Genomic DNA, 17,545 nt, shown 5'->3' with positions numbered 1-17,545 from the left:
TACTTTTGCAATAAATTCAATCTCAGTTTTTCATATCATCTAGCACTCACGCAGTGCTAGATCTCGCCTTTTACTACTTTTTAGCGATTTTATTTACTTAGCCTCGCTTAAATAAGAATGCAAAAAGACCTATAAAGCCCTGTAAAACCATTGTTACATCGTGTAAAACGTAGTTTGTTAACAAATTATCAAACTATTTTTACTCATAAGACGGATAATAAACATGTTATTAATGGTAACTAACCGAAGTGGCACTAAGGGCAGGTATGGCGACGATGCCAAGCCCAATCATAAATACGATTACCTCTACAACTACAATAATAAATCCATTAATGAAGATGGTTTTAATTCTGTGGGTAAAAAAGGCTTTGAAGTGCAGCTTATGCAAGAATTAGAGCGGCTGCGCACAGAAGAGGGCATTGCTCAGCCTAAAGTTGGTTTTTATATCCACGGGTTTAACAATACCTATCGTGAATCGATAGACGAGATATACGACCTAGAAGCAAAGTTAAAAGTTCGCTTCGGTTATGCGCCGGTTATTGTTGGGTTTTCTTGGCCATCTGCAGGTAGTTTGTACACCTATTTAAGCGATAGAGAAAAGTCGCGCGATAGCGTTGGGGCCTTTACCCGTATTTTGCTCGACTTGAACGCGTTGGTTGATAGAAATCAGCACGATTGTTTTTCCTCTGTGTTTTGTTTTGCCCACTCAATGGGAGTGTATACCTTAAGAAAAGGCATGGAATATTTGTCGGATTATCTTGGTGCACCTCAAGGGCGAAAGCTATTTGACGAAACCGTATTGCTTGGTGGTGACATAAGCGCAAAGAATATTCAGATAGGTGGTAAAGCCGAATACATTACTAATTTTTCTCGTCGCGTACATGTGTATTATTCCAAGCACGATACCGTGCTGCGAGCAGCCAGTATTAAACGTTTTGGTAGCCCGCGTTTAGGGCGTCACGGCGCGCTGGATTACACCAACTTACCGAATAATGTGGTATTGGTAGATGCTAGAAAATACGCCAACAAGGAAGCGATGGAAGGCTACAAAGAGCGCAGCGGCGATCAGGTTTCTATACACAGCTCGTACCGCTACCATGATGTAATACTGGATGACCTATCACAAGTGCTACAAAGCGTGGATCGCGACGAAGTGACTAACCGGGGCGTTATTGAGTTGGAAGGCAAGAACCTAGGTAACCACTACCGCTTGCTGTAAGAGTGTTACTTCCCCCTAAACGCTGCTCTGTATGTCGAGCAGCTTTTATTCCTTTATCTACCCCGAATACATTTTTTATTCGCTAAAGCTTATAGTGAGCCTGTAGTGCTATTACTTGGTGTGACCACATAGCAGAACTCTGTTACTTTTAGGCCATTAAATAGCAGTAGCCATAGGTAATATAACGTACTGTTACGGGTTTGTTATTGCCCTATAATCTACTTCTTCTCTATTGTTTGAGCGCGGCCATTATGACTAAAAACAAGGCGCCAGAGCCCGTAATTGTTGGGGGCGGCGGTAAAAAAATACTCTACACTCTAAAAACGGTGGGGCGTATTGGTTTGCTTAATTCGGCCAAGGCATTAAATAGTCGCAATACCTGCAAGGCCTGTGGCTTAGGTATGGGTGGCCAGCGCGGGGGTATGACTAACGAGATGGACGAGTTCCCTTCGGTATGTAACAAGAGTATTCAAGCCCAATCTACCGATATACAAGCGCCTATTCCTGTTGAGGTTTTCGACCATCCTTTATCTGAATTCAATAAGCTTAGTGCCTACGAGCTAGAGCATTTAGGCAGATTAAACACGCCTTTGTATAAAGCGGCTAAGAGTGACAAGTACACCCCTATAGTGTGGGATGATGCAATTGCATTAATGGCGCAGCAGTTTTTAAAAACTCAGCCACAGCGTAGCTTTTTTTATTCATCTGGCCGCTCTTCTAACGAAGCGGGTTTTGTTTTGCAGTTATTGGCGAGGTTGTACGGTACCAATAATGTAAATAATTGCTCTTACTACTGCCACCAAGCAACTGGGGTGGGGCTAACCAACGCGATTGGCTCTGGTACTGCCACAATAGAGCTAGAAGATTTAAGTAAAAGCGACTGTATATTTGTTATAGGTGCAAACCCAGCGTCTAATCACCCGCGGTTTGTACATCAGCTAAAAAATTGCCGCGATAGAGGGGGGAAGGTAATTGTTATTAACCCCGCAAAAGAGCCTGGCTTGGTGCGCTTTGCGGTGCCTAAAAGCCCCAAATCGCTATTAACTGGCGGTACGTGGATAGCATCGGAATATATCCAACCCAAAATAGGTGGCGACTTAGCGCTGTTAAACGGCATTGCCAAAGCAGTATTGGAAAGCAGAGGTGGCGATACAGCGTTTATTAAAAATTATACGCAAGGTTTTGAAAGCTACGTACAAAGCTTAGATGAATTAAATTGGCAAACGCTGGAAGTAGCAAGCGGCGTAAGCCAAACAGAAATGCGCGCGTTGGCATACCATTTAATTGCGTCTAATGCCTGTGTGTTTGCTTGGGGTATGGGTATTACCCATCATTCCCATGGGGTTGAAAGCGTAGAGGCCATTGCCAACTTAGCATTATTAACCGGCATGATTGGTAAGCCGGGCGCAGGTTTACTACCTTTGCGCGGCCATAGCAATGTGCAGGGTATTGGAACTATTGGAGTAAAACCTGTTTTGGCTGCCGATGTGCTCGCGCAGCTAGAAGCCAATTTAGGTGTAACCCTGCCGCGCGACAACGGTCTAGATACGTTAGATTGCTTAAGAGCAGCCCATGCAGGTCACATAGATGCTGCACTTATTATGGGGGGCAATTTGTACGAAGCCACACCCCATTCAAGTTGGGCAGAGCAGGCATTAGATAATATCGATTTTAAAGTGTACCTCACCACTACGCTAAATAGAGGCCACGTAAAAGGCATGGCGAATAGCCAAGCGTTAATTTTGCCGGTGGCTGCGCGCGATGAAGAGGCGCAATCTACAACTCAGGAATCTATGTTTAATTATGTGCGCTTAAGCGACGGCGGAGTAACACGCTTAAACAATGTAAAAGCCGAATCAGATATATTGTGTGAATTGGGGGCGCAATTGTTGCCTAACAGTGCGATAAACTTCACCGAATTCAAGCAGCACGAAAGCATTCGCGCGGCAATTGCAGCGAGTGTACCCGATATGCAGCAGTTGGCGAATATTGGCGCAACTAAAAAAGAATTTTCCATTCCCGCTCGTGTATTACATACCCCACAATTTAATACGCCGTCTAACAAAGCGCAGTTTTTAGTAAGCGCAACCCAAGTACCTGTACCGAACAAAAATACAACCTACCCATTTACACTGGCAAGCATACGCAGCGAAGGTCAATTTAACTCTATTATTTACGAGCAAAGTGACAGCTACCGCGCAACCGATACTCGCTGGGCAGTACTTATGAATCGTACCGATATATTGGAGTTGGGTAGCGAGGTAGGTGCGCGTGTAAATATTGTATCTGAATATGGCGAAATGAAAGGGGTAAAAGTATTTGCGTTTGATTTGCCGCGCGGCAATGTATTGGCATACTACCCTGAAGCGAATTGTTTAATAGGTTTAGAACAAGACGCTCGTAGTAAAACACCTGCTTTCAAATCGGTCGCAGTGGGGTTGAAAATCGTTAATTGATAATCTCTAAACGCTAGTAGCTAGTAATTAGCGATTATCTGTTAGCAATTAAACCCTAATATTTAGCTCGTATTTCATTTCGCCGCCATGCTCGGCTTTAAACGTTCCTTCACCGGCAATATTCGTTAATTCTTCGGTACCCGACCCTTTTACTATTTGCCAAGTGCCACTTGTGGCAGGGGCGATAAATTCGCCGTTTTCTAGCATGGCAAATGTGCCTTTTTTACCGTTTATTATGGCGCTTACTTGGTGCACCCCCTGAAAAACGGCTTGGCTTTCACTGAGGTAGCACATGGCGTAAACAATATCGGTTACGCCCTCTATGTCGCCTGCAAGTTGATATTGAACTTTAGCGCTACTCATTTTTCGCGGGGCTTCTACGTGTGTAGTTTCTTGCCATTGGCTTACGTTAAATGTGCCTTTTATTTGCATGGTACTCCCTTATTCAAATGTGCTTTTGGCGGTAGGTGTGCGAGGTTTATATTTGTAATCATACAGGTTAGGCTAGCTTAAACCTTGTAAAAACACGACACGCTATGCCCAACCACATTCATCACACTATTAATAGCAATATCAATAACAACATGCTTAACAATAGCTCAGTTACAGCGCCGGCCAAGGGCCTTATTCAGCCCGCGCTTAGCACCCAGCATTTTCAACTGTATCACCACCCACCAAGCCCCGCATTAACCCAGTGGATTGCTTATTTTTGGGAAGTTCGCTGGGATTTAGCCAATCAGCCCGCATACACCCAGCAAAACCTACCTCACCCTGCGCAACATTTAATTGTGAATCCATTTCTTAATAGCGGCATTATGGGGGTTCATACACGCCGGTTTGAGTATAAGTTACATGGCAAGGGGCAGGTGTTGGGTTGTCGATTTAATTTCGGCGCGCTCGCACATTTATTGAGTGTAAAGCCCAAGCTGTTGAACGATGTGTATTCGCCCGTTGAGCGTATTTTGCCGCTTACCCAATCTGCCTTAGATGAACGAGTACGTGAAGATAATTTGAGTCAGGCCATTCAAGATATAGAGCAAGCGGTGTTGGCCGTGGCGCAGCCATTAAGCAGTGATGCGTTACTGGCGGGCAAATTAGTGGAGGCGATTGAAGCCAATCGAGCCATTGTGCAAGTGGAGCAGCTGGCTGAGCAGTTTTCTATTTCTGTTAGAAAATTACAGCGGTTATTTGCCGACTATATAGGGGTTAGCGCTAAGTGGACGATTTGTCGGTATCGCTTGTTTGAAGTGCTGGCAGAGCTAGATAAACAACCGCAGGAGCAGCTTGTTCACTTGGCCAATCGCATGGGCTATTACGATCAGGCACATTTTAATCGCGTGTTTAAAACCATGGTTGGTGTTACTCCTAGTGAATACGCAAGTGGCATTACTTAGCCATAGCGCTTCGGCTGCTACACTGGCCTTTCTCTACTCTTTAGCTCTACTTCGCATGGTTAAAACCTGCATAGCTAATTTGTTTCGATAATGCCCTAAGGCGTAGGTGCAAAATAATTATAAAAGTTGAATCTAATATCGCTGCGAGCAGCATCTTAGTAGGTGAGTTCAGTTACTACGAGGGTTTGAAATGAAAGATGCAATACTACAACGTGTTAAACGTATCGTGTTAAAGCCGCTTATGGCGGCGCTGGTAGGCTGTTGCTTAATATGGGTGCCAGTACAAGCGCAGCAGGGCGAAGAGCCTCCTGCGCCTGCGCAAGCCCCTAAAGCGCAGCTAGTATATGGCTCCCAGTCGTCAGACACGAAAGATTTAAGCCATTACTTAACCGAAGGGGAGAATATTCCCGCTGCACCTAGCGCACCCAGCATGGATTTTCGCGCTCCTTGGGATCACGCAAATCAAGAAAACTTAGGTGCTGCAGAGCGGTTTGGTTTAACCATAGGCTTGGTTGCTGTGGTGCTGGGTATACTCAGCCCGTTGGTATTGCTGGTGGTACTTATTATTTGCCATTACCGAGCCAAGGTGCGTGTGGCATCTATCCAGCGCGAGGCTATTGCTAAGGTGGTGGAAGCGGGCCAAGAAGTGCCGCTAGAGTTGTTTCAAGGCGAAGAGGCCGACCCCGTACGATATATGCGCCGCGGCTTTAAAAATGTAGGCTTGGGCTTTGGGCTTGGGTTATTTTTGCTGTTTATTGCGGGTTTCAGTGTAGCCACAATAGGTTTTATTCCTATAGGTATTGGTTTAGCTCAGCTAGCTATTTGGAAATTATCGGCCAAGCAAGGGTAACCGAGCTGTGACAATCTCCGATCAAACCCTCATTGCCCGAGTGCAAGCCAATGGCGACCAGCATGCTTTCTCGCAACTTGTGAGAAAGCATCAGTCGCAGGTGCGCAGTTGGGCGCGGAGATTGTGTAACGGCGACGAACACTTAGCCGACGACCTTGCTCAAGAGGCGTTTATCAAAGCCTATATGGCACTTGCCGCATTTCGCGGTGATGCTAAATTTTCTGTGTGGCTGTATCGCATTGTGTTTAATGTGGCTGCGTCTAAATGGCGAAAGAAAAAACTAGATTGGTGCAATATAGATGAGCAACCCGACATCGCCGCCGAGGCGTGCGAGTTGCATCAATTTGCTGCTAGCGAAGATATAACGCGCGCAATGCAGGTATTAACTGAGCCGCAGCGCATAGCCGTGCAGCTGTGTTTTGAAGAGGGCTTTTCCCACGACGAAGCCGCGCAAGTTATGGGCGTACCTTTGGGGACCTTAAAGACCCATGTTAATCGGGCTAAAGCTAAGCTTAAAGTATCGTTGGCGAGTTGGGAGCAGGGATAGGGTGGTTTAGCGAATAGTGGACAGCTTACAGTTAGCAGCTAGCATGTTAGAAATTAGTGATTGCAAAAGGTTTGATTGAGAACCTGGGTAGGTAATTATGAACGAGAGTGATGATTTTGAAAAAATGCTTGCTCGGCAATTGCGAGGGGCGAGCCCTTATATACCTGACGACGGCTTTACCGATTCGGTCACTGCTGGGTTGAAAGTAAGCAAACCTCGTCGGTTTAAATCGCCATTCTTGGTGTTATATGCGCTAATTGCTGTAGTGATGTGTGTATTGATCGCACAAATGCCAATGTTGGATATTGCACATAATGTGATGGCGTGGGTTTATCAAGTTGATGTTGCCAGCTTAGTGACGGGGGCAGTGCTATACGCAGCGGCATTGTGCGTGGGCGCCGTTTTATGGGCTGCAAAAATGTTAGATATTATTTAGTTATTTATTACTAGTAGGTAATTGTAGCTGGTAGAAGTAAGGCCCTAGTTAGCTAGGGCCTTAAAAAGTGGGGCACAAAAGAAAGCGGGGGCCTATAAGAAAGCAGTGCCAAAAGATGATGCTTAAGCGATTTGGCCTGTAGTACGCACGCGTTTAGAGCCTTTTACCGGTTTGGCTTTACGCGCATCTTCGCGGCGTTTTAATTCTGCATCCACCATATTTTTAACGGCAATTAATAGGCCTGTAACTAAGAATGCGCCGGGTGGTAATACCGCCACCAAAAAGCCTTTATAGCCTTCACCAAATAAATCCAGTCGCCAGTTGCGCGCCGCTTCACCAAACAACAAATGCATGTTTTCGAAAAGTGTGCCGTTGCCAATAATTTCGCGTACTGCGCCAATTACCAGTAACACTAGTAAAAAGCCCATACCCATCATAAAACCGTCTACTGCTGAAGGCAGTACTTTGTTTTTACTGGCAAAGGCATCGGCGCGGCCGAGAATAGAGCAGTTGGTAACAATAAGCGGAATAAAAATACCTAGTATTTGATAAAGCTCGAAAGTAAATGCCTGCATCACTAATTCGGTGCAGGTGGTAAAGGCAGCAATAATCATCACAAAGGCCGGTAAGCGCACAGCATCGCTAACTGCATTGCGAATTAACGAAACCGCAACGTTAGACCCAATGAGTACAAGCAGGGTTGCCAAGCCTAAACCAAGAGCATTTACTACCGAGCCAGTTACCGCTAGAAGTGGGCATAAACCCAAAAGTTGTACCAGCGCGGGGTTGTTTTTCCACAAGCCGTTAGAGGTGATTTCGCTGTAAGTTGCCATAATCAATTAACGCTATTTAGTTTATAGCTGCAGGTGCAGCGGGTGTGTTTTGGGTGAGAGCAGCTTTGTTGGCTTCGAAAAATTCCAAAACGTGTTGAACGCGTTTTACTACTGCGCGCGGTGTAATGGTTGCGCCGGTAAATTGATCAAATTCACCGCCATCTTTCTTTACTTTCCACTTGTTGGCTGTTGGGTTAAGTAGTGATTTACCGGTAAAGCTTAATACCCAGTCGCTTTTGTTTAGGTCTACTTTGTCGCCTAGCCCAGGGGTTTCTTTGTGGGCGAGTACGCGTACACCGGCAACCGACCCATCGGCATTTACACCAACAATAAGTTTAATTTCTCCACTGTAACCATCTGGCGCGATCGCTGGAATGATTGCAGCAACCAATTCGCCATCGAGTTTAGCAAGGTGGACATCCACAGGGCCTTTTACACCTAATACAGCAGATTGCTCAGCCGAGAAGGTTAATGTATCTGACAGCATATCGTTATCGTGACGCTCGCGCGGCACTATTTGTAGTAGGGCTTTTTCTGCTGCTCGCTTCTCTTGCTCTGCAATTTTTTCTGCAGTTGCTTGGAAGGTAAAGGCCAAAATCGCTGCGGTAACCAAGGCGAACCCGCCTAAAATCACACTGTTTTTAGTTATAGACTTTCCTAACACGGCTTACTCGGCTTTTTTAGTGGCAACCGTTGGCTTCTTATGGCCATAGGTGCGGGGTTGAGTGTAGTAATCAATAAAGGGCGCGGCAAAATTCATAAGTAGTACTGCGAAGGCTACGCCATCGGGGTAGTTGCCCCAGCTGCGAATCACAAACACAACTAAACCAATAAGTGCACCGTAAATAATTCGGCCACGTGTACTTACCGCAGACGTTACCGGATCGGTAACAATAAAAAACGCACCCAGCATAGTGGCGCCAGATAACCAGTGAAAAAGCGGGGAACCCAAGCTTGCAGAGCTGCCGCCATCGTAGAAAAGAGCCGCTAATATGCCTAGGGTAGCCAACATGCTTACCGGTGCGTGCCATGTAAAAACACGCATGTACAGCAAGTAAGCGCCGCCGGCTAAAAACATTAGGTTTACCCATTCCCAGCCGGCACCAGCCCACTTGGCTTGGGCAAAGGCCGGGCTTTGCGTGTATAAATCGGGCAGTAATAAACTGCTGTTTTGGCGCAGAACATCTAACGGGGTGGCGGCGGTATAGCCATCTAGCTCACCGCTAACAAATTCAACGCCCATAAATACTTTTGCAAGCGCGTCACCCAGCGAAGGTAAATGACCGCCGTCGCCTAGCGCAGAAACGGGGGCTGCCCACATGGTCATTTCTAAGGGGAACGAGATAAGCAGTACAACATAGCCAACCATAGCGGGGTTGAACGGGTTATAACCCAAGCCACCGTATAAATGTTTAGCTACAACAATTGCGAAGAATACGCCAACCGCTACCAGCCACCACGGCGCGTAGGGTGGAAGTGCAAGCGCTAGCAGTACAGCGGTTACAATTGCACTAAAATCTTTAAGGTAAAATGCAATGGGGCGATTGCGCAGTGCCAGCGCGGCGCTTTCAAAGGCAACGGCAAAGGTACAGGCAAGTATTACGTTAATAATAGAGCCAATACCAAAGAATGCGGTTAATGCAACTAGCCCTGGCAGGGTAGCCAATAAAACGCAACGCATTACAGTGCCAGTGTCGCCAGCTTTGGTTGCGTGTGGAGAGGTTATTTTAAATAGTGCCATGGGTTTTATCGTTGCAAATTAAAATTGGGTGGTAAAGCGGGGTGGCTGGCACCCCGAGCTGTAATTACTTCTCTTGAACACTTTCTTGGAAAATATGCACATCGCGTTGCGGGAACGGAATAGAGATATTGTTTTCGTCGAATGCAGCTTTAATGTTTTCGGTGAGTGCCCAGTACACAGGCCAGTAATCTGCCGTGTTAACCCAGGGGCGCACCACAAAGTTCACGCTGCTTTCGCCCAACTCGTGTACAGCTACTACTGGTTCTGGGTCTTTTAATACGCGCTCTTCGTTGGCAATTACTTGCAGAATAACTTCGCGGGCTTTCTTCATGTCGTCGCCATAACCAATACCCATTATTAAATCAATGCGGCGGGTTGGTTTAGCGGAATAATTAATAATTGTGCCACCGTATATTTGGGCGTTAGGCACAATAATTTCTTTGTTGTCGCCAGTACGGAAAATAGTGTTAAACACGGTTATGCGCTCTACAACACCCGCAACACCGCCAGCTTCTACAAAGTTACCAATGGTGAAAGGCTTAAACATAATAAGCATTACGCCGGCAGCAAAGCTCGAGAGCGAATCTTTAAGAGCCAAGCCAACAGCTAGACCTGCCGCACCGAGTAAAGCGAGTAGTGAGGTGGTGTCTATACCTAATTGCTCAACGGCAATAAGCAGTACAACAAACTTAAATACAGTGCGAATTATCGCCTGTAAAAAGCCTTGCAGGGCTTCGTCGATTTTGCGCAGGTTCATCATCTTATCGATAACGCGCATTATCTGGCTTACTACCCAGCCACCAATGATAAATATGGCTAAGGCAACGGCAAAATTGATGGCAATAGGCTCAAGGGTGGTAAGCCAGTCGCCGCTTTCAAAAAAAGCGATAATTTTATCTTTCATATTGTCTTCCTCGACATGTGGAATGAAAATTGCCCCAAGCCGTAATGCTTGAGTGCAGTTTCGCTATTGTTGGTGCTGAACGTGATTGTGGTGTTACAACTTTTGTTTACTAGGCTATTTACCTGAGTGGTTAATTGGGTCTCTAGTTTGAAAGTTCTGTCAATTTTTGTTCCAGTTTCTCTACCCCAGCGCGGAAGGCGTCGATATTCTCGTCTTGCTCTTCTTCGGCCTTTGTAAGGCGTGCGCGGGCTTTTTCTAAGCGCGCTTTAAGGGCTTCCAGTTTAGCCGCCGCTTTTTCTTCTTCGCTCATACTAGCCTGCGCGGCCGCTTTTGCTTTGGCTTTTTCTATTGCTTGCTCTGCAGCGCTTAGGGCAGGTGCCGTTTCGGCTGCACCTTGTGCGGCTGAGTCTGGGCCTAGTTGGGCAAGTTCTTGCTCGGCGTCGTTAACTTTTTGCTGCAGTTTCTCTACGCCCATTTTCAGTGCATCAACCGTGGCTGCGCCATTTGCTTGTGCTTCGGCTAGTCGCTCTTGCGCCGTACTTAGACGTTTGTTTAAGGATGCTAAATTCTTTTCTAATTTGTCGCGGGGCGACATGGCCATTTTATCTTTAATGGCTTGTTCGCCACCCACAGTGACTTCGGGGGCTTTGCCAAATTCATCAAGCTTAGCTTGCGCTTCAGATGCTTTTAGTTCTGCTTGTTTTAAGCGTGCTCTTAGTGAATCTAAGCGCGCTTCATCTGCTTCTTCCTGCTCATCATTCAGTGCTTTTTGTGCTCGTTCTACGCGGCTTTGCGCGCTCGAGAGCGCTCGCTCTAATTTTGCCTTTTGTGTTGCAGGGTCTGCCGCTTGTGGCTTAGCTGCAGCGGCACCAGGTTTGCTTGTTGTTTTTTCATTCGCTGCTGCGGGGGAATCTGCTTTTTCTGCCAGTAGTTTTTTGGCTTCTTCGGCGGCTTTTTTACGTGCTAAGCGTTTGGCTTCTTTTTCGGCTTCTGCTTTGGCTATACGCTCTTGGCGGAATTCGAAGCGCACGCGCGCCTTATCGGATTTTTCTCTTTCGGCATTGGCAATTTTTATAGCGCCCTTAGAGGCACGGTAATATTGTACAAGTGGAATATTAGAAGGGCATACATAAGAGCATGCGCCGCACTCAATGCAGTCAAATAAGTTGTGCGCTTTTAAGCGGTCGTGATCTTCCGCTTGCGAATACCAAAATAACTGTTGCGGAAGCAAACTTGCGGGGCAGGCCTCTGCACACATACCGCAGCGAATACACGCTTGCGCCGGTGGCGCCAGGGGGAGCTCTTTTTGTGTTGGGGCAAGAATACAGTTAGTGGTTTTTACTACCGGCACATCAAAATCGTTAGCCGCAAACCCCATCATTGGGCCACCAATAATAAGGCGCTGTTTCTTTTCTGCTTTAAACCCGTGCTGCTCTAGTACAAAAGAGAGTGGGGTGCCTATTAGCACGTCGATGTTGCGTTGGGTTGTGAGGGTTTCACCCACCACCGTGGTTACACGGCTAATTAATGGCTCGCCAAAACGCACAGCGCGATACGCAGCTAAGGCTGTACCAACGTTTTGCACCACAATACCAATATCTGCGGGTAAGCCGCCAGAGGGCACTTCTTTACCAGTAAGTATTTGAATGAGTTGTTTTTCGCCGCCCGATGGATATTTAGTGGGGAATACAACCACTTCTATATCTGTACCTTCAGCGGCTTTTTGCATTGCTGCAATGGCTTCAGGTTTATTGTCTTCTATGCCGATAAGGGTTTCTTCTACTTCTCCCATAAAGCGAGCAATAAGTTGCACGCCTTTTACTATATCGTCTGCGCGCTCGCGCATTAGCATGTCGTCGGCGGTTATATAGGGTTCACATTCTGTGCCGTTAAATATAAGTGTTTTAACGTGCTTATTCGATTTAGGGTTTACTTTGATAGCCGTTGGAAAGCCGGCGCCCCCCATACCTACAATACCCGCTGCGCGTATTTTTTGTACGAGACGGTCGTGATCGAGTTGGGCGTAGTCTTCACAGGCATCAAGTTGGGTCCAGCGGTCTTCGCCGTCGGGTTTAATAATTATGCACTGCGCGCTCATGCCCGAAGGGTGGGTTACTACGCGGTCTTCAATGGCAATGACTTCACCAGATGTAGAGGCGTGAATACCGGCGCTAAATAGGCCTTGCGCTTTTGCCACTAATTGCCCTTTAAGTACTTTGTCGCCAACACTTACGCAAGCTTCTGCCGGCGCACCAATATGTTGGTTTAACGGCAGAATTATTTCTGGCGGTAGCGGAATAGAGCCAATGGCTGTACCAGTGGACTGGTGTTTGTTTTCTTCGGGGTGAATACCGCCGTGAATGTCCCAAATTTTTCTCATGCTGCGTTCTCCTGCTCGGCGGTGTCGCGGTCACTGGCAATAATGTTGGTTGCTAGTTCCGGTTTGGGTAATTCCCATTTCCAACCGCTAATACCAGTGCCTACTGGCAGCATGTCTATACAATCTACTGGGCATGGCTCAACGCACAAGTCGCAGCCCGTGCACTCAGAAACAATTACTGTGTGCATTTGCTTGGCCGCACCCAAAATGGCGTCTACAGGGCAAGCTTGAATACACTTAGTACAGCCAATACATTCGTCTTCGCGAATGTAGGCTACTTTGGGTACTTCAGATTCTTCGCCGTGTTCTTCATCGAGCGTGGGCGCTTCCATGCCAAGTAAATCAGCAAGGTTATTGATGGTGCTTTGGCCACCAGGGGGGCATTTGTTAATGGCTTCGCCGTCTGCAATGGCTTGCGCGTAGGGGCGGCAGCCGGGGTGGCCACATTGGCCACACTGTGTTTGTGGTAATAGCTCATCAATTTGTTCTACTAGTGGGTCGCCTTCAACTTTAAATTTAATGGCAGCGAAACCAAGTACCGCACCAAAGGCGGCAGCTAATAGGCCAAGTGCAAGCAGGGCACTAATAATTGGGTACAAAGATATGAATTCAAACATGGCGTATTAAACGAGTCCTGCGAAGCCCATAAATGCGAGTGACATTAACCCAGCGGTTATCATTCCGATTGCTGCCCCTTTAAATGGGGTGGGCACATCGGCAACGGCAAGGCGTTCGCGCATGGCTGAAAATAGAATAAGAACAAGTGAGAAACCCAGTGCGGCACCAAACCCATAGAGTGTGGATTCTAAAAAGTTGTGGGCGCGATTGGTGTTTTGTAATGCTACGCCGAGTACCGCACAGTTGGTGGTAATAAGGGGTAGAAACACGCCCAGCACTCGATTGAGTAGAGGGCTGGTTTTTTCAATAAACATTTTGGCAAATTGCACTACAGCGGCAATAACCAAAATAAACGAAATGGTTTTTAAGTAGGTAAGCCCGAGCGGCTCTAGCACCCAACTGTGAACCATAAAGCTACAAATAGACGCCAGAGTTAACACGAAGGTGGTGGCCGTGCTCATGCCTATGGCTGTTTCCAGTTTGTTGGAAACCCCCATAAATGGGCACAGGCCAAGAAATTGCACAAGCACGAAGTTGTTTACCAATACAGTGCTTAATAATATGACGGCAAATTCGGTCATTATTAGGTTGCTCGGGTTAGTACTTTTAAATGTGTTTTAGTCGCCGCACGTAAAGGTGTGGCGACACTTTAATAAAGCGGGTAATTACATTACACGCATGCCGGGTAGGGCGCCTTCGTGTGGCTCGAGTATATATAGCTCTTTGCCGCCAGGGCCCGCTGCTAATACCATGCCTTCAGACATGCCAAATTTCATTTTTCGCGGCTTTAGGTTGGCAACCATAATGGTGTGCTTGCCAATTAAATCTTCAGGTAGGTATGCGCTTTTTATACCGGCAAATACGTTGCGGGTTTCGCCACCTAGGTCGAGTGTCAAGCGCAGTAGTTTGTCTGCACCTTCAACATGTTCTGCATTGGCGATTAATGCAACGCGTAGATCCACTTTAGCGAAATCGGCAAATTCTATTTCATCTGCAATAGGTTCTTTAGCGAGTGGGCTATCGGCTGCTGGTTCGGCAATAGTTTTTGCCATAGCGGCGGTCGCTTCTTTCGAGTCGTTAATCATGGCTTCTATTTTTTCGCCTTCAATGCGGGTCATTAATGGCTTGAACTTGTTTATGGTGTGCTCGCCCAAAAAGCTAAGTGGGCCAGTCCAGGTTAATTCGGTGCCCAAAAATTCTTCTGCGGCAACAGCGGTTTGAGGTAGTACAGGTTTTAGGTAAGTCATAATGGCGCGGAAGCAGTTTATACCTAAACTGCACACGTCCAATACCTTTTGCTCGTTGCCTTCTTGCTTGGCTAAGGCCCACGGCGCTTGCTCTGCAATAAACTCGTTGGCTAAATCAGCCAGCGCCATAATTTCGCGCATGGCTTTGCTGTAATCGCGGTTCTCGTAATGGGCCGCAATTACATCGCCAGCTTTGACGAAAGATTGCCACAGCTCTTCATTAATAATGTTTGCAGAAAGCGCGCCGCCTGCTTTTTGCACAAACTTAGCGGTGCGGCTGGCAATATTTACTACTTTACCTACAAGGTCGGAGTTAACCCGTTGTACAAAGTCTTCTAGGTTTAAATCTATATCGTCCACGCTACCAGTTAGTTTGGCGGCGTAGTAGTAGCGCAGATATTCTGGCTGCAAGTGATCTAAGTAAGTGCGGGCATTAATAAATGTGCCGCGCGACTTAGACATTTTTTTGCCGTCTACGGTTAAAAAGCCATGCACACATACTTTTGTCGGTGTGCGAAAGCCTGCGTCGCTAAGTAGGGCTGGCCAGAATAGCGCATGGAAGTTAACAATATCTTTGCCGATAAAATGATAAAGCTCGCAGTTGGAGTCGGCTTTCCAGTACTCATCGAAATCTTTACCGGTGCGATCACACAGTTGCTTAAAGCTGGCCATGTAGCCAATAGGAGCGTCTAGCCATACATAGAAGTATTTGCCAGGCGCGCCTGGTATCTCAAAGCCAAAGTAGGGTGCGTCTCGTGATATATCCCACTCTTGTAGGCCGGCATCTAGCCATTCCGCAAGCTTGTTGGCAACTTCGTCTTGCAGGTGGCCGGCACGTGTCCACTCTTTTAGATAGCCCGTGAACTCTGGCAACGTGAAGAAGTAGTGAACGGATTCTTTGGCTACGGGTGTCGCGCCAGAGATTACAGAGCGTGGGTTTTTCAGCTCCATAGGGCTGTAGGTGGCACTGCAGTTTTCGCAGTTATCACCGTATTGGTCTTCTGCACCGCACTTGGGGCAGGTGCCCTTAATGTAGCGGTCTGCTAAGAACAGGTTTTTCTCTGGGTCAAACGCTTGCGTAATGGAGCGCTCGGCTATGTGGCCGTTGGCTTTTACACGCTCGTAAATTAAATGCGAAAGCGCTTTGTTCTCTTCTGAATGGGTAGAGTGGTAGTTGTCAAAGCCGATTAGAAAATCTTTAAAATCCGCTTCGTGGTCGGCTTTCACTTTGGCAATTTGTTCTTCTGCGGTAACGCCAAGTTGCTCTGCACGTAACATGATCGCAGTACCGTGTGCATCATCGGCACAAACGTAGGTACAGTCGTGGCCCTGCATTTTTTGGAAACGCACCCAAATATCGGTTTGGATGGTTTCTACCATATGGCCAAGGTGGATGGCACCATTAGCATATGGGAGGGCGCTGGTTACGAGGATCTGGCGCTTATTGGTCATAGTGAAATTTCAGCTCTTCAATATCGGTTTTTCGAATAAAGATGTAGTTTGTGCTGCAAGATGGTGCGCAAGTGGCATTTTGTGCCACGGTTTGTTGCGTTGCCGCGCAGTTTCTTGAGCATTTTTTGCTGGCCATTGGCATTTTTGATGTGATTTTGCTCCAAAAATGCTCAAAATAGTGGCTGTACCCCCATTTTCGGCGCGCAACTATAGCATTTTTACTAGGGTTTTTCTCTTAAAATCAGGTTGTTAGGTCGCAATGGCCCAGTTTTCGCTTGTAATCGGCTTATATGCCCTCAAATTGAAGGCTAGCGCGGGCTTTGCCCACTATTTTTACTACTTTGGAGTTTTCTATGTCTGACGCATTGCGCCAGCAGGTATCTGCTTTACTTGAATCAATTTCTATTCCCCATGTGGCCGGTTTTAGCTGTGCCGATGTAGCAGAAATGGCCGTGGAGGGCGACAAAGTTTTGGTTCGCATTAGCCTTGGGTTTCCGTGTGAGGGAATTAAGCAGGCGTTGGCGAGCAACGTTGAAAGCACATTAGCCAGCAATGGTATACAGGTAGGCGGCGTTGAGGTAGTGCAAGATATTCCAGCTATCGTGCCTAAGAATACAAGCAGTAGCATTGGTGGCGTTAAAAATATTATTGCTATTGGCTCGGGTAAAGGTGGCGTGGGTAAATCCACAACTTCTGTGAATATCGCGTTGGCTTTAGCGCATATGGGGGCCAAAGTGGGGCTGCTCGACGCGGATATTTACGGCCCTAGCCAACACCAAATGCTAGGTGTAGCGGGTAAGCGCCCAGAAATGTATGGCCCCAATATGATTGAGCCTATTAAAGCCCACGGCTTAAGCTTAATTTCTATGGGTAACTTGGTAACCGAAGATACCCCCATGATTTGGCGCGGCCCCATGGTGAGTGGTGCTTTACAGCAGTTGCTGCAAAATACACACTGGGTAGATGTCGATTATTTGATCATTGATATGCCGCCCGGCACAGGTGATATTCAGCTTACGCTTTCGCAGGCTGTACCGGTATCTGGTTCGGTTATTGTTACCACGCCGCAGGATATTGCCTTGCTAGATGCTGTTAAAGGCATAGAAATGTTCCGCAAGGTGAATATTCCTGTATTGGGCGTAGTTGAGAATATGTCGGTTCACACCTGCAGCAATTGCGGCCACCAAGAAGCAATATTTGGCGAAGAGGGCGGTAATAAGCTCGCTAAGCAATACGATGTGAATGTACTTGGTCGCTTGCCTTTACAGCTGGATATTCGCGAGCAGACCGACCAAGGCAAGCCGCCGGTGGCAACCAACCCCGAATCTGATGTGAGCTTGATATACCGTGAGATTGCAACCCAAATGACGGTAAATCTATGGCGCCAAGGCTTGGCGGCCCCCGCTGCACCAGAAATTAGCTTTTCTGACGATTAAAACCATTCGGTTATATGAACTCTTACAGCTTG

16 protein-coding genes are annotated in these 17,545 nt (G+C 47.0%); 7 read left to right on the top strand and 9 right to left on the bottom strand.

Translation table 11 applies throughout. The annotated features are described in order from the left end of the window. Positions 1-223 precede the first annotated feature (223 nt). Both SDE_RS12625 and SDE_RS12620 read left to right on the top strand, forming a co-directional pair. The gene (locus SDE_RS12625; RefSeq protein WP_011468889.1) at positions 224-1,219 is read left to right on the top strand and encodes an alpha/beta hydrolase; all 996 of its coding nucleotides are present in this window, start codon (positions 224-226) and stop codon (positions 1,217-1,219) included. Between the two features lie 251 nt (positions 1,220-1,470). Continuing rightward, positions 1,471-3,675 (top strand): FdhF/YdeP family oxidoreductase, encoded by a 2,205-nt coding sequence (locus SDE_RS12620; RefSeq protein WP_011468888.1) that lies wholly within the window; start codon positions 1,471-1,473, stop codon positions 3,673-3,675. Positions 3,676-3,723: 48 nt separating this feature from the next. Here SDE_RS12620 and SDE_RS12615 read toward each other — a convergent pair whose 3' ends face one another. Beyond that, positions 3,724-4,107, bottom strand: a complete 384-nt coding sequence (locus tag SDE_RS12615; RefSeq protein ID WP_011468887.1) for a DUF3224 domain-containing protein — start codon at positions 4,105-4,107, stop codon at positions 3,724-3,726. A gap of 104 nt (positions 4,108-4,211) precedes the next feature. On the opposite strand from SDE_RS12615, the gene SDE_RS21340 reads away from it, so the two are divergent. The 4 genes from SDE_RS21340 to SDE_RS12595 all read left to right on the top strand — a co-directional run bounded on the left by SDE_RS21340 (position 4,212) and on the right by SDE_RS12595 (position 6,902). After that, positions 4,212-5,069: an AraC family transcriptional regulator gene (locus SDE_RS21340; protein ID WP_011468886.1), complete on the top strand. Its 858-nt coding sequence runs from the start codon at positions 4,212-4,214 to the stop codon at positions 5,067-5,069. Positions 5,070-5,259: 190 nt separating this feature from the next. Beyond that, positions 5,260-5,919 carry a DUF6249 domain-containing protein gene (locus SDE_RS21335; protein ID WP_011468885.1) on the top strand — a complete coding sequence of 220 codons (660 nt, stop codon included), beginning with the start codon at positions 5,260-5,262 and terminating at the stop codon, positions 5,917-5,919. 7 nt (positions 5,920-5,926) lie between these two features. Beyond that, on the top strand, positions 5,927-6,466 hold the full coding sequence (locus SDE_RS12600) for an RNA polymerase sigma factor (protein ID WP_011468884.1): 540 nt from the start codon (positions 5,927-5,929) through the stop codon (positions 6,464-6,466). Between the two features lie 97 nt (positions 6,467-6,563). Then, the gene (locus SDE_RS12595; RefSeq protein ID WP_011468883.1) at positions 6,564-6,902 is read left to right on the top strand and encodes a hypothetical protein; all 339 of its coding nucleotides are present in this window, start codon (positions 6,564-6,566) and stop codon (positions 6,900-6,902) included. Between the two features lie 122 nt (positions 6,903-7,024). On the opposite strand, the gene SDE_RS12590 is transcribed toward SDE_RS12595, so the two are convergent. From SDE_RS12590 to metG, 8 genes are all read right to left on the bottom strand, one after another. Beyond that, positions 7,025-7,735 (bottom strand): electron transport complex subunit E, encoded by a 711-nt coding sequence (locus tag SDE_RS12590; RefSeq protein WP_011468882.1) that lies wholly within the window; start codon positions 7,733-7,735, stop codon positions 7,025-7,027. 16 nt (positions 7,736-7,751) lie between these two features. Further along, positions 7,752-8,399 carry an electron transport complex subunit RsxG gene (gene rsxG / locus SDE_RS12585; RefSeq protein WP_011468881.1) on the bottom strand — a complete coding sequence of 216 codons (648 nt, stop codon included), beginning with the start codon at positions 8,397-8,399 and terminating at the stop codon, positions 7,752-7,754. A 3-nt stretch (positions 8,400-8,402) separates the two neighbouring features. Continuing rightward, complete coding sequence (rsxD, locus tag SDE_RS12580) at positions 8,403-9,476, bottom strand: electron transport complex subunit RsxD (protein ID WP_011468880.1); 1,074 nt, start codon at positions 9,474-9,476, stop codon at positions 8,403-8,405. Positions 9,477-9,540: 64 nt separating this feature from the next. Continuing rightward, positions 9,541-10,380 (bottom strand): mechanosensitive ion channel family protein, encoded by an 840-nt coding sequence (locus tag SDE_RS12575; RefSeq protein WP_011468879.1) that lies wholly within the window; start codon positions 10,378-10,380, stop codon positions 9,541-9,543. A 142-nt stretch (positions 10,381-10,522) separates the two neighbouring features. Then, positions 10,523-12,760: an electron transport complex subunit RsxC gene (rsxC, locus tag SDE_RS12570; protein ID WP_011468878.1), complete on the bottom strand. Its 2,238-nt coding sequence runs from the start codon at positions 12,758-12,760 to the stop codon at positions 10,523-10,525. Continuing rightward, positions 12,757-13,377 carry an electron transport complex subunit RsxB gene (rsxB, locus tag SDE_RS12565; protein WP_011468877.1) on the bottom strand — a complete coding sequence of 207 codons (621 nt, stop codon included), beginning with the start codon at positions 13,375-13,377 and terminating at the stop codon, positions 12,757-12,759. Before rsxB ends, rsxC begins: the two co-directional genes overlap by 4 nt. A gap of 6 nt (positions 13,378-13,383) precedes the next feature. Beyond that, entirely contained in the window at positions 13,384-13,959 is a 576-nt protein-coding gene (gene rsxA / locus SDE_RS12560; protein WP_011468876.1) for an electron transport complex subunit RsxA, read from the bottom strand. An 84-nt stretch (positions 13,960-14,043) separates the two neighbouring features. Further along, positions 14,044-16,077, bottom strand: a complete 2,034-nt coding sequence (gene metG / locus SDE_RS12555; protein WP_011468875.1) for a methionine--tRNA ligase — start codon at positions 16,075-16,077, stop codon at positions 14,044-14,046. Positions 16,078-16,430: 353 nt separating this feature from the next. On the opposite strand from metG, the gene apbC reads away from it, so the two are divergent. Further along, complete coding sequence (gene apbC / locus SDE_RS12550; RefSeq protein ID WP_011468874.1) at positions 16,431-17,513, top strand: iron-sulfur cluster carrier protein ApbC; 1,083 nt, start codon at positions 16,431-16,433, stop codon at positions 17,511-17,513. Positions 17,514-17,545: the final 32 nt, after the last annotated feature.

This window comes from Saccharophagus degradans 2-40 (genome assembly GCF_000013665.1).
GTDB lineage: Bacteria > Pseudomonadota > Gammaproteobacteria > Pseudomonadales > Cellvibrionaceae > Saccharophagus > Saccharophagus degradans.
Note: the sequence above shows the minus strand (reverse complement) of the source record. Positions and strands in the feature narration are given on the sequence as shown.